The organism is Streptomyces sp. NPDC050161, from assembly GCF_044460025.1.
Taxonomy (GTDB): Bacteria; Actinomycetota; Actinomycetes; order Streptomycetales; family Streptomycetaceae; genus Streptomyces.
The window spans coordinates 90,494-103,128 of the sequence record NZ_JBITJM010000019.1 but is presented as its reverse complement, the minus strand read 5'-3'; the positions used below and the strand labels follow the sequence as shown (position 1 = coordinate 103,128).

The 12,635-nt window shown below is 72.5% G+C and carries 9 protein-coding genes; 6 read left to right on the top strand and 3 right to left on the bottom strand.

Going from position 1 to position 12,635, the window contains the following annotated elements:
- Nucleotides 1–283: 283 nt before the first annotated feature.
- Nucleotides 284–1,885: an MFS transporter gene (locus tag ACIBK8_RS27155; RefSeq protein ID WP_399044485.1), complete on the bottom strand. Its 1,602-nt coding sequence runs from the start codon at nucleotides 1,883–1,885 to the stop codon at nucleotides 284–286.
- 114 nt (nucleotides 1,886–1,999) lie between these two features.
- On the opposite strand from ACIBK8_RS27155, the gene ACIBK8_RS27150 reads away from it, so the two are divergent.
- From ACIBK8_RS27150 to ACIBK8_RS27130, 5 genes are all read left to right on the top strand, one after another.
- Nucleotides 2,000–2,659, top strand: coding sequence for a TetR family transcriptional regulator (locus ACIBK8_RS27150; protein WP_399044484.1), 660 nt, complete (start codon nucleotides 2,000–2,002; stop codon nucleotides 2,657–2,659).
- Nucleotides 2,660–2,981: 322 nt separating this feature from the next.
- The gene (locus tag ACIBK8_RS27145; protein ID WP_399044483.1) at nucleotides 2,982–4,199 is read left to right on the top strand and encodes an alpha/beta hydrolase; all 1,218 of its coding nucleotides are present in this window, start codon (nucleotides 2,982–2,984) and stop codon (nucleotides 4,197–4,199) included.
- Nucleotides 4,200–4,349: 150 nt separating this feature from the next.
- The gene (locus tag ACIBK8_RS27140; RefSeq protein WP_399044482.1) at nucleotides 4,350–5,228 is read left to right on the top strand and encodes a DUF4429 domain-containing protein; all 879 of its coding nucleotides are present in this window, start codon (nucleotides 4,350–4,352) and stop codon (nucleotides 5,226–5,228) included.
- Between the two features lie 112 nt (nucleotides 5,229–5,340).
- Entirely contained in the window at nucleotides 5,341–6,711 is a 1,371-nt protein-coding gene (locus tag ACIBK8_RS27135) for a sensor histidine kinase (RefSeq protein WP_399044481.1), read from the top strand.
- Nucleotides 6,708–7,388, top strand: coding sequence for a response regulator (locus ACIBK8_RS27130; RefSeq protein WP_399044480.1), 681 nt, complete (start codon nucleotides 6,708–6,710; stop codon nucleotides 7,386–7,388). The genes ACIBK8_RS27135 and ACIBK8_RS27130 overlap by 4 nt, the downstream gene beginning before the upstream one ends.
- 58 nt (nucleotides 7,389–7,446) lie before the next feature.
- Here ACIBK8_RS27130 and ACIBK8_RS27125 read toward each other — a convergent pair whose 3' ends face one another.
- Together ACIBK8_RS27125 and ACIBK8_RS27120 are read right to left on the bottom strand one after the other, a co-directional pair.
- The gene (locus ACIBK8_RS27125) at nucleotides 7,447–8,859 is read right to left on the bottom strand and encodes an LCP family protein (RefSeq protein WP_399044479.1); all 1,413 of its coding nucleotides are present in this window, start codon (nucleotides 8,857–8,859) and stop codon (nucleotides 7,447–7,449) included.
- Complete coding sequence (locus ACIBK8_RS27120; RefSeq protein ID WP_399044478.1) at nucleotides 8,856–10,961, bottom strand: bifunctional polysaccharide deacetylase/glycosyltransferase family 2 protein; 2,106 nt, start codon at nucleotides 10,959–10,961, stop codon at nucleotides 8,856–8,858. The genes ACIBK8_RS27125 and ACIBK8_RS27120 overlap by 4 nt, the downstream gene beginning before the upstream one ends.
- A 490-nt stretch (nucleotides 10,962–11,451) precedes the next feature.
- Here ACIBK8_RS27120 and ACIBK8_RS27115 point away from each other — a divergent pair, with 490 nt between their 5' ends.
- Nucleotides 11,452–12,615, top strand: coding sequence for an alpha/beta hydrolase (locus tag ACIBK8_RS27115; RefSeq protein WP_399044477.1), 1,164 nt, complete (start codon nucleotides 11,452–11,454; stop codon nucleotides 12,613–12,615).
- The last annotated feature ends 20 nt before the right edge of the window (nucleotides 12,616–12,635 follow it).

The window sequence follows — 12,635 nt, the reverse complement described above, 5'->3', positions numbered from 1 at the left end:
GGTGGAGGTTCCCGTGGAGGGCTCACCCGGATGAGGGATTCGGCCCGCCGTGCTGTGCCCGGCCGTGCCAGGGCATCGGCGGATCCGGGCAACTCGGCTTCGCCGACGCGTGGTTGACGCCTCGGCGGCCTTCCTGCGGCCCCCGGAACGCGACGGCGCGCGGCCCGCCGAGAGGGATTCTCGGCCGGCCGCGCGCCGGGGGGAGCGGTGCGGCAGGGTGCTGTCGCCGCGGATACCGCGGTGGTCCGGGCGCCGGCGGTGGCCGACGGCGCCCGCGGGCCGGTCAGATGTGACCGACGCCCGCGCCCGCCTCCGCGTTCTTGCCGCGCTTGGTGAACATCGCGACGACGGCCGCGACGATCGCGACTCCGCAGGCGACCGTGAAGGCCAGGCCCATGCCGGAGACGAAGGTGTCGTGCGAGACAGTGACGATCTTCTGCGCCAGCTCCGGCGGGGTGCCCTTCGGCACCGGGGCGATACCGGCGGAGACCGCGTCGGACGCCTGGGTCAGCTGCTCGGGGCGGGCCGGCGGCAGCCCCGCCGCCTTCCAGTTCCCGGGCAGATCGTTCTCCACGCGGGAGGCCATCACGGCGCCCAGCACGGCCGTACCGAGGCTGCCGCCGACCTGCATGCCGGCCTGCTGGAGGCCGCCCGCGACACCGGACAGCTCCAGCGGGGCGTTGCCGACGATGACCTCGGTGGCGCCGACCATGACCGGGGCGAGACCCAGGCCGAGCAGGGCGAACCACAGGGACATCGGGCCGGTGCTGCTGTTGGTGTCCAGTCCTGACATGCCGTACATCGCGACGGCGGTCAGGACCATGCCGCCGACCAGCGGGATCCGCGGGCCGAACTTGGTGATCAGGGCGCCGGCCAGCGGCGAGCCGACGATCATCATGCCGGTCAGCGGGAGGAGGTGCAGACCGCTGTCGACGGGGCTCATGCCGTGCACGTTCTGGAGGTAGAACGTCACGAAGAACAGGCCGCCCATGAAGGCGAAGGCCATCAGGATCATGAGGATGGTGCCGGCGGTCAGCGGCACGGAGCGGAACATCCGCAGCGGGATGAGCGGCTCGCGGACCTTGGTCTCCAGGAACGCGAAGAGCGCGAAGAGAACCACGGAGCCGATCAGGAAGCCCCAGGTCTTCATGTCGCCCCAGCCCCACTCGGACGCCTTGATCAGCGGCCAGATGAGGCAGAACATCGCGCCGGAGAGCAGCACGATGCCGGGTATGTCGAAGGAGCGGGGGGCGTTCTCCGCGCGGTGGTCCTTGAGGATCACCAGGCCGAGGGCGAGCGCCAGGATGCCCACGGGGACGTTGATGAAGAAGACCGACTGCCAGCTGACGTGCTCGACGAGCAGGCCGCCGACGATCGGGCCGCCCGCGGTGGAGGCGCCGATGACCATGCCCCAGATACCGATCGCCATGTTGAGCTTCTCGGCGGGGAAGGTCGCGCGCAGCAGACCCAGCGCCGCGGGCATCAACAGCGCGCCGAACAGGCCCTGGAGCACGCGGAAGACGATGACGAAGGTGACCTCGCTGGAGAACCCGATGGCCCCCGACGCGGCGGCGAAGCCGAGGATGCCTATCAGGAAGGTCTGGCGGTGGCCGAAGCGGTCACCGAGCTTGCCCGCGGTGATCAGCGAGACGGCCAGCGCGAGCATGTAGCCGTTGGTTATCCACTGGACGTCGGCGAGCGAGGCGCCCAGGTCCTGCTTGATGGCCGGGTTGGCGATGGCGACGATGGTGCCGTCGAGGGCGACCATCATGACGCCGATGGCGACGGAGAAGAGAGTCAGCCACGGATGGCCGCGCAGCCCCTTACGGGGCTCCGGTACGGGATGTTCCGGTGCGACGTCGGCAACCGGGGTCTGGGAGCTCATGCAAGGAGAATAATGTCAGCCACTGACAGTTGACAAAGCGATCCATCCGTCGGTAACTGTCATTTCCCTCACAGGTATCCTGAGCAGCGAGAACACCAGGAAAGGCGGCGCAGGATGGCCCCGTCGACGGCGCGGAAGCCAGTCAGCTGCGGTCTGCGCGCACGGAAGAAACAGCGCACCCGCGACGCGCTCATCCGCGCGGCGCTCGAACTGTGCACGGCACAGGGATACGACGCGACGACCGTCGACGAGATCGCCGCGGCCGTGGACGTCTCCCAGCGCACCTTCTTCCGCTACTTCACCAACAAGGAAGAGGTCGTCTTCGCCGTCCAGGAGATGGTGGAGGCCCGCTTCGTCGACGAACTGCGGCGGCGCCCGGCGGCCGAGGCGCCGCTGGCCGCGCTGCGCAGCGCGGTGATGGTGGCCTGGGACGAGATCGGCGCCGCGATCGAGTCGGTGGTTCCGGTGGAACTGCACATGCGCTCCTACCAGATGATCGAGTCGACACCCGCGCTGGTCGCCGCCCACCTGCGGCGCTCCTCCGACCTGGAGGAGGAGATCGCGCAGCTGATCGCCCGGCGCGAAGGGCTCGACGCCGAACTGGATCCGCGCCCGCGGGTGCTGGTCGCGGTGTTCAGCGGCGTGCTGCGGGCGGCGGGCAAGGTGTGGGGCGAGGGCCAGGACTGCAGCGTCGATTCCCTCCGGACGCTGACCGAGTCCCACCTCGATCACATCGGGCCGGCCATAGACGACGACTGGCGCGCCGGGCGGTGAAGCGGCCCGGCGGTCCGGGAAGCGGCCACCGGGCCGACGGTCCGGCCGCTTCCGCCGCCGCGCACGGCATCCGACGCGCCGGGCCCGACGCACACCCGACACGCGGCCGGGCTCCCCGCCGAACGGGCGGACCCGCACCGACGCGCCGTCACTGATCCCCGTCGGCGCGTCACGACCCCGCCGCCCGATGAGGGTGGCTCCGCGCAGCTGAGCGCGGGAATTCCCCACCCCGTGTCCGATTTGGTCGAAATTCCTGGCGCGAAACGTGACATGACTCACGCCCGGGGCGTGCATGGTGCCGCGTCTCCTAGGGTGGCCCGCGGTGAATTCTTTCTCTGGGCTCGGCCCCTCCTTCGGTTTTCTGCAGTCCACCGCCTGGCGTGCGGCACTCGCCCTGGTGGTGGTGTTCGTGATGCTGGCCATCACCGGGTGGACCGCCATCAGAAGCAACCACCAGGAGGACCCCAACCCCCTCGGCACCGCCAAGGCACGCTGGCAGCACGCCGCCTTCCGCGGGCACCCGCTGCCTGACCCCGACGGCACCCCGGCCACGTTGCGGGCATTCTTCGCGTCGCTCAACGGCATCGAGCGCCAACAGCTCGCCGACCGGTACCCGCTGGTCGTCGGCAACATGGACGGCGCACCCGTGCAGCTGCGCTACCGCGCCAACAGGACGGCCCTGGACCAGGCCCGCGCCGTGGAACAGGAACGCGCGTCCGACCACCGCCTCACGCCCGTCGGCCGGCAGACGGCCAACCGCCTCAAGGGCCGCTTCGAGTCGATGATGGCCAAGGGCCGCCAGATCCTGGCCTTCGACCCGGCGGGCGGCGGGCGGGCCGCCGAGGTCTTCGGTGACCTCACCACGGCCCGCCGGGTCTCGGTCGTCGTCCCCGGCGTGGACACCAACCTGACGAACTTCGAACGCACCGCGCGGCCGACCATCGCCCCGGTGGGCATGGCCAAGTCGCTCTACGCGGCCGAGCGGGACGCCAGGCCCGGCGCCCGTACCGCCGTGATCGCCTGGGCCGACTACACCGCGCCCGCCGGTCTCGGTGTGGAGGCCGCCACCGGCCAGCTCGCGGCGGCCGGCGCCGTCCGGCTCCAGTCGCTGACCCGGTCGCTGCCCGACGCCGACTCCGTCTCGTTGTTCTGCCACAGCTACGGCTCCGTGGTGTGCGGCCTCGCCGCGCACGACCTGCCGTCCAACGTCGGGGACATCGCGGTGGCCGGCAGCCCCGGGATGCGGACCGAGAGCAGGGCGGGCCTGAAGACCCGCGCCCGGGTCTGGGCGATGCGGGACGCCGACGACTGGATCCAGGACGTGCCGTACATGGAGGTCGGCGGGCTCGGCCACGGCGCCGATCCGGTCGACCCGTCGTTCGGCAGCCGGGTCCTGTCGGCCGACGGCGCCGTCGGGCACGCGGGCTACTTCACCCCCGGGACGGAGAGCCTGCACAACTTCGCGCTGGTCGGCGTCGGCGCGCTCGGCGACGTGGCCTGCGCGTCCGACGACAGCGACTGCAGCGCCGGCCTCGCCTGAGCCGGGTGCCGGGCCGGCGGTGCGCGGCCCGGTGTCCCGCGCACCCCGCGCCACGGGGCGCGACGCGGTGGCCGGGAAGGCGCCGAACGCACACGGCACACGGTGCACGGAAGGGGGACGGGCGGGCAACCGCCGCTTACGATGAGCCGCATGGGTGATGTGCTGGCCGGTTTTCACGCCGTCTGGGAGTTCGAAACGGACTCCGTGCTCATCCGCTTCGAACGGGGGATCCGCAGGCCGAAGCTCTTTCAGGCGCTCGGCGAGCGACGCATTCCGTACGAGGCGCTGAGATCTGTCGAGCTGTCCGAGGGCAGACGCGGCACCGTGGTCCTGCATGCCGTGCCGCGGCCCGGCGCCGATCCGCTGATGGAGGCGGCGGACGGGCAGCTCAAGGAGGACTCCGATCCGTACCGCCTGGTGCTGCCCGCCGAACGCGAGGCGTCGGCCGGGCAGTTCGCCGACGCGCTGCGCGCCGCGCTGGTCCCGGAGGCGGCGGAGCCTGCCGACCGCCATCTGGTGGCGGCGCCCGACCCGCCGCTGGCCTTCAAGGCGTACGACGGCAAGGCGTCCTTCGACGGCGAAACGGTCGCGTTCCGCTGGTTCTGGACGGGTGCCTCGTCCGCGAAGTGGAAACGCGGCGACCAGACCTTCGCCGTCGGCGAGCTGGCCGGGGTGGAATGGCGCTCGCCCGAAGTGGTCACCGGGCATCTGCGGCTGCTGGAGCGCGGGGCGCACGAGGCGCTTCCCGGCGAGGCGGACCAGGATCCGGCGGCCGTGGTCTTCGGGCTCGGCTACGGCCCGGTCCACGAGTCGCTGCCGTTCGCCGCCGCGGTCCTCCAGGCGGTGCGCGCCGCGGATCTCGGTGCTGACACCCCCGTCCGCGAACCGGCGGGCAGGGTCGGCGAGACCCGGCGGGATCCGGCCGACATCGCCGACCGGATACGGCAGCTCGGCGAGCTGCACACCGCGGGTCTGGTGACCGACGGCGAGTTCAGCGCGAAGAAGGCCGAGCTGCTGGCCGAGCTGTAGGCGGGGCGTACGTCCCGCCCGGCAGGCCCGGGGTCATACCGTGGTACGAGGTGCTGCTCCAGACCCCGGTATGACGCCCCGGTGGTCTCGGTCCGCTTAGATTTGTCGGGCGATGACGAACGATCCTCAGACACCGGAGCCCGGCCGCGGCACGCCCCGCGGGACCGCGCGGAAGCGGGCGGAGCGCGCCGCACACCAGGCGCTGCGCGTGCTCGCCGACAACCTCGGCACCCCGGCGGGCCCCGGCACGCCGCTGTTCGCCGACGTCCGCAGCGCCTGGCTGCGCCGGCTGCCGTACGTCGTCGCCTTCGCCTTCGCGGTCTCGCTGCTGCCGACGACCCAGCGCCTGCTCAGCGACGGCTACGGCATGGACGGCGGCCTGGCCGGCGGGCTGGCGACCGCGCAGACCGTCCCGCTGCTGCTGTCGGTGACCCGGCCGCTCCAGGCGTGGTGGGTGATCTTCGCCGCCGACGCCGTGTGCGCGGCGGTGCTGGCCGCGCTGCCCACGGCCGGAGACGGCTCCTGGCCATGGCCCGCCACCGTGATCATCGGCTATCTCGCGCTGATGCTGGCGCTGTCGCTGCGTGAGCGGCGCCGCACGCTGCTCGCCGTCTGGCTGACGACCGGCGCACTCAGCATCGCCTTCGAGCTGGTCGCCCCCGTGCACAGCGACGGCAGCTGGGTGCTGATGTTCGTGCTGAGCGGCATGGTGCTGCTGTTCGGCGCCACGCTGCGGGAACGCGGCGACACCCGGCGGAAGTTGATCGAGCAGGAGACCATCAGCGAGGCGGAGCGCGCCCGCCGCACGCTGCTGGAGGAGCGCGCCCGCATCGCCCGGGAGCTGCACGACGTCGTCGCCCACCACATGTCGGTGATCACGGTCCAGGCCGACAGCGCCCCGTACCGCATCGCGGGGATCCCCGAGGCCGCGCAGGAGGAGTTCGCCACCATCGCGGCGACCGCGCGTGAGTCGCTGACCGAGATGCGCCGGCTGCTGGGTGTGCTGCGCAGCGCGGAGACGGAGCGGGACGGTGGTCCCGAGAAGTCACCGCAGCCGGGCCTCGACGAGCTGCCCAAGCTGGTCGACGGCACCGTACGGGCCGGTGTACCGGTCGAGTTGACGCTGCCGGACGAGCCCCTCGGGCTGGAGCCCGCGGTGGACCTGTCGGCGTACCGGATCGTGCAGGAGGCGCTGGCGAACGTCGTGCGGCACGCTCCGGGCGCGCGGACCCGGGTGATGGTGATGCCCGAGTTCGGCGACGCTTCGCTGACCGTGTACGTCGCCAACAGCCGGCCGCCCTCGCCGTCCGAGCCGCTGGAGACCTCCGGCACCGGGCACGGCCTGGTCGGTATGCGGGAGCGGGTGCGCCTGCTGGGCGGTTCGCTGAGAACCGGGCCGCTGCCCGGCGGCGGATTCCATGTGGCGGCCCAACTCCCGCTCACTCCCCCTCAGTTGACCGTGAAGGACACCGACTCCACATGACCACACGAGTGATCATCGTCGACGATCAGGCCATGGTGCGGGCCGGTTTCGCCGCGCTGCTCTCCGCGCAGAGCGACATCGACGTGGTGGGGGACGCCCCGGACGGCGTGCAGGGTGTCGAGCTGAGCCGCCGGACGCATCCGGACGTGGTGCTGATGGACGTCCGGATGCCGGAGATGGACGGCCTGGAGGCGGCCAGACAGCTGCTGGATCCGCCGCCGGGTGTCAGCCACCGCCCGAAGGTGCTGATGCTGACCACGTTCGACGTCGACGACTACGTCTACGAGGCGCTGCGGGCTGGGGCTTCCGGCTTTCTGCTCAAGGACGCGCCGCCGGCCGACCTGATCTCGGCGGTCCGGGTCGTCGCGGGCGGCGAGGCGCTGCTCGCGCCGTCGGTGACCCGCCGCCTGATCGCCGACTTCGCCAGGCAGCGGCCCGCTCCCCGCAAGGAGAGCACCGCGCTGCGGCTCAACGGCCTCACCCCGCGCGAGACGGAGGTGCTGGAGCTGATCGCCCGCGGCCTGTCGAACCAGGAGATCGCCGAGGCGCTGGTGCTCGCCGAGCAGACCGTGAAGACCCATATCGGGCGCGTCCTGGCCAAGTTGGCGCTGCGGGACCGGGCCCAGGCCGTCATCTTCGCGTACGAGTCGGGGCTGGTGTCGCCCGGCGATCGCTGAACGACGGGATCCGGGCGGGCGGCCCGTACGGACCGCCCGCCCGGTGCCGGGTGCCGCCTCAGCCGTGGACGGTGACCGGGCGGTCCGCCCGCAGTTCGGCGAAGAGACGCCGCGACAGCTCACGGTCCCAGACGACGGCGCTGCCCTTCGATGTGCCCAGGCCGACGGTGGAGACCGGCACGTTGAGCTGTTTGCCGCCGCCGGACGACACCTGGCGCAGCGCCTTGAAGAGGCGGGTCAGCTCGGGCAGCCCGGTGGACGCGTCGACGATCAGGGTGTCGAGGCCCGCGCCTGCCGTGCCGAACACGGCGGACGGGCTGAGCCAGACGTCCGGGGATGCCGCCTTGGCCGCCAGGGCGGACAGGAACTTCTGCTGGTTGCGGGAGCGGCCGAGGTCGCCCTCCTTCTCCTGGTGGCGCTGGCGCACAAAGGCCAGCGCCTCCCGCCCGTCGAGGACATGACAGCCCCGGGTGAGGTCGAGGCCGGACTTCTCGTCGGCGATGTGCCGGTCCACGCACATGCGCACCCCGCCGACCGCGTCCACGATGCCGACGAATCCGGCGAAGCCGATCTCGGTGTAGTGGTCGATGTGCAGGCCCGTGTTCGACTCGACGGTACGGACCAGGAGTCCGGGGCCGCCGAGGGAGAACGCCGCGTTGAGCTTGTTCCTGGCGGCCTTGTGGTGGATGCCGGTCTTCGGGTCGACGTAGGCGGGGACGGTGATCCAGGAGTCGCGCGGGAGGCTGGTCATGGTGGTGCCGTGGGCGCCGGTGTGCAGCACCATCATCGAGTCGGTGCGGCGGCCTTCCGCGCCGATCCCGGAGCCGGTGTGCAGCTTCTGCGCCTGCTCCTCGCTGAGGCCCGCGCGGCTGTCGGAGCCCACGATCAGGTAGTTGGTGCCCTGACCCGGGGCGGCCCTGCCCGGCAGCGCGGACAGGTCGACCGCGTCGTCGAGTCGGGAGTCCGCCCAGGCGTAGGCGCCGGCCCCGCCGAGCACGACCAGGGAGAGCAGGAAGCCGGTGGCCCGCAGGACACGCCCGCCGCGCGAGCGCCGCCGCCGTGACCTGCGCCGGACGCGCCGGGGTGCGCCGCCGCCGGGTGACGCACCGGGCAGCGGGCCGTACCCGCCTTCGTCGTCCGGGGTGCGGACCGCCTCGGGCCGTGGCGCGTACGCGGTCTCGCTCCGCAGCAGGCCGGGCGTGGGGGGCTCCGGGGCGTACGCGTCGTACGGGGCGTAGGAGTTATGGGGGCTGTGGGGGTTGTGGGGGTTGTGGGGGTCGTATGAGTTGTACGGGTCGTGTCCCTGCCCCGGCGGGCCGGGTGCCGCGTACGGCGGGAGGTGGTCGCCGATGGGGTCGTGGCCAGGGAATCCGGAGGTGGGGGGCTCCGGGGATGTGGGGGGCAGAGGGGATGTGGGGGGTGTGGGGGGTGTGGGGGGTGTGGGGGGTGTGGGGGGATACAGGGTCGTCACCTCGTAACGGTCAGGCTGCGGCGGTCGTGGGGTCCGCCGATGTGCTGGGCCGCCGCGGCGGCCGTACCGGAGCGGTGCATGCGCTGCCACTTCAGGCGGCTGCCGGTCACGAAGGCGACCACCGACTGAAGGACGACGAGGTACATCAACTGCCGGTAGACCAGGAGCTGGAAGGGGAGCGACCACAGCGGTCGCCGGCGCTCCCCGTCGAGCCGCAGCGCGTACGCCGCCACGACGAGCTGCACGGTCAGGAAACCGAGCCACGTCGCCACGGACTTCACCGGGTTGTCGGTGAACAGCGCGCTGTAGAGCATGAAGACGTCGATGATCGGGGCGAGCAGCGGCAGCAGCACCTGGAAGAGGAGCAGGTACGTCAGACCGCGCCGCCCGAAGCGCCCGGCGTGCCCGACCTCACGGACGGCCCCGCGGTGCTTCCACATCGCCTGGAGGGTGCCGTAGCACCAGCGGTAGCGCTGGCGCCACAATTGCCGCAGGGAAGTGGGAACTTCGGTCCACGCGATGGCGTTCTCCTCGTAGACCACCCGCCAGCCGGCCCGCCACAGCGCCATGGTCAGGTCGGTGTCCTCGGCGAGGGTGTCCTCACTCAGGCCGCCCACGCCCATCAGCGCGTCGAGCCGGAAGGCACCGATCGCGCCTGGCACGGTCGGCATGCACTCCAGAACCTCGAACATCCGGCGGTCCAGGTTGAATCCGAAGACGTACTCCAGGTGCTGCCAGCGCCCGAGGAGCCGTGTACGGTTGCCGACCTTCGTGTTACCGCTGACCGCGCCGACCGCCGGGTGGGCGAGCGGCTGGATGAGGCGCGCGATCGCGTCCGGTTCGAAGACGGTGTCCGCGTCGACCATCACGACGTACGGGCAGCGGGCGTACGCCAGACCGTGGTTGAGGGCGGCGGCCTTGCCCGCGTTGGGCTGGCACACCACCTGCACCCGCGTGTCCTGCTCCGCGTACCCGTTGGCGATCTCCACCGTGCGGTCCGACGAGCCGTCGTCGATCACGATGATCTGGAGCCGCTCGTGCGTGGAGGCGAGCAGCGAGCGCAGCGTGGTCCCGATGCCGGCCTCCTCGTTGTACGCGGGCACGAGGACGGTCACCGGGTCGCGGATCTCGCGCAGCCAGGGCGCACCGGGCCGTTGCCGTTCCAGGCGTCTGACGTGCGCGCGGGCGAACAGGACCAGGACGAGCAGGCGGATCAGGCCGAGCGCGGCGGCAATGGTCAGCACCCAGGTGAGGGCGGAGACGAAGCCGCGGCCGAGCCACTGGAACCAGATCAGCGCGGTGCCGGCCCAGCGGTCGGGCGCGGCGACGTCGCTCATGGCGGACGCGTCGGCGCCGATGCCGTCCGAGATCGTGGTGAACCGGCGGGCGCCCCGGTCGGCGAGCAGCCCCGCCGTCTCGCGGTAGGCGAGTGAGGTCTGGCTGAACTGCCTGACGAGGCCGTCGGACGGATCCCGTCCGGAGCGGTCCGCGGCGACCACGAGGTAGCCGTGCGCCGACGCGCGTTGCACGGCGGGCCACTCCGCGCCGCACAGGGTGGCGACGGTGGTGGTCATCGGCATCCGCAGCAGCTTGGTCCGGAAGCCGTCGGCGCCCGCGAACGCGCCCTGGGTGAGCCGGAGTTCGAGGGCGCGGCGCACGCCGGAGGCGTTGCCGAGGTCGGCTCCGGTGTAGGAGTGGGAGCCGATCTCGTGCCCCTCGTCCCGGATCTGCCGGACGAGATCCGGGTACTGGGCGGCGTCGGCGCCGCTGAGGAAGAACGTGGCATGCGCGCGGTGCTTCTTGAGCAGGGTGAGCAGCCGTGGGGTCCAGTACGGGTCGGGGCCGCCGTCATAGGTGAGGGCGACGGTGCCGGCGGGCATCGCGGCCGAGCGCACCCGGTCGCCGTCCACCGACAGAACGGGGCCGGCGTCGGCGGCGGCCCGGGGCACCGGCTGGTCGCAGGACCGTTTGGTCTTGGAGCCGTCGACCTCGTTCTCGGTCCAGCCCTGGAAGAGCAGGGCGCCGAAGAGAACGGGCAGGGTCAGCGCGAGGAACAGCCAGTGCGCCCTCGGGGCCCGTGCCTGTTTGTGCCGAGCCGCCATCAGGAGCGGACTGCACTGGTGTCCGGTCTGTGGTCACCGTCCGGTCTGTTCCAGTCTGGTCGCGGCGACCGTATTCGCCACCCGTTCTCCACTTTCCATTCACACATGGCAGGGGAGTGTATCCGGGACCTACCGGTGAGTTGGAGATCCGGTTCCCGCCATGACGCCCCGGGCGGTCCGGAACGGGCAGCCGTCTCCATTACGGCATGGAAGCGGGCAATCACCCTTCTCCCGGACACCGTCTCGGCCGATGACGAGACGCCGCCATCCGCTGCGGCACACCCCCCGACCGCCACCGCCACCCCGGGCCGGCGCCCTCATCCGGCTCGGTGCCATCAGCACCCCCCAGCTAGCCCCTCCCCCTTGAGGACCATGTGGGCGCGCACCCCCTACCCCGGTATCACCTGGGAGTTGGCCCCGAGGTGTGACGCCGTGTCACCCGTCGTCTTTCTACGTTTCCCTCCGCCACCAACGGAAGAGGGAGACGCCCATGTCACTGCTGCGAGCCGCCACCCGGCGCGGCAAGCGCACACTCATCGCCGCCGTGTGCGCGGTGACGATCGCCGCGGGCACCGGCGGCTGGGCGGCAGGCTCCGCGCAGACTGCGGTCACCGGGCCCCCGCCGGGCGCCGCCGCCTGGCGCGCCGACCACTCCCTCGGCGTCCCGCTGCCGGACCCGGCGACCGCGCAGCCCGCCCGCGTCGCCCGCTTCTTCGCCGCGCTGACCGGCGCCCAGCGCCATCTGCTCGCCGCCCGGCACCCGCTGACCGTCGGCAATCTCGGCGGTGCGCCCATAGCCCTCAGGTACGAGGCCAACTCCCGTGCGCTGGCGGCGGAACGGGACCGGCAGCTGGCCCGCGCGAGCGACCCGGCCGGCACCCTCCAGGACCATCAGGCGGCGCGGAAGGCCGCCGCCCGCTGCGCCGGTCTGCTCGCGCCCGGCCGGCAGATCCTCGCCTTCGACCCCCGGGGCCGTGGCCAGATAGCCGAGGTGCACGGCGACCTGACGGCCGCCCGGCGCACCGCCGTCGTCGTCCCCGGTTCGGACATCGACCTGGCCACCTTCGACCGCGCGAAGGACCCGTACGGCACGCCGACCGGGATGGCGCGGGCGCTGCGCGGCCGGATGGCGGCCGACGCCCCCGGCACCCGTACCGCGGTGATCGCCTGGGCCGGCTACACCACGCCGGTCGGTCTGGGGCCCGACGCCGCCACCGGGCGGCTCGCGGAAGCCGGCGCGCCCCGGCTGACCCGCTTCCTGTCCGGGCTCGCCGCCGACCGCATACCCGCGCCCGCGCTGCTGTGCCACAGCTACGGCTCGGTGGTCTGCGGCCTTGCCGCGCCGCACCTGGGCCGCACCCTGCGTGACCTGGTCGTCTTCGGCTCCCCCGGGATGCGCGTGGACTCCGCCGCCGCGCTGCACACCGGCGCCCGGGTGTGGGCGGCCCGTAATGCCACCGACTGGATAGGCAACGTCCCGAACGTCGAGCTGTTCGGCCTGGGGCACGGCGAGGACCCCACCGACCCCGCGTTCGGCGCCCGCCGGGTCTCCGCCGTTCGGGCCGACGGGCACACCGGCTATCTCGCCCCCGGTACCGACTCGCTGCGCAACTTCGCCGCCATCGCCCTGGGCCGCTACGCCGCCGTCTCCTGAGCCCGCCCGCGCGGCGGTGG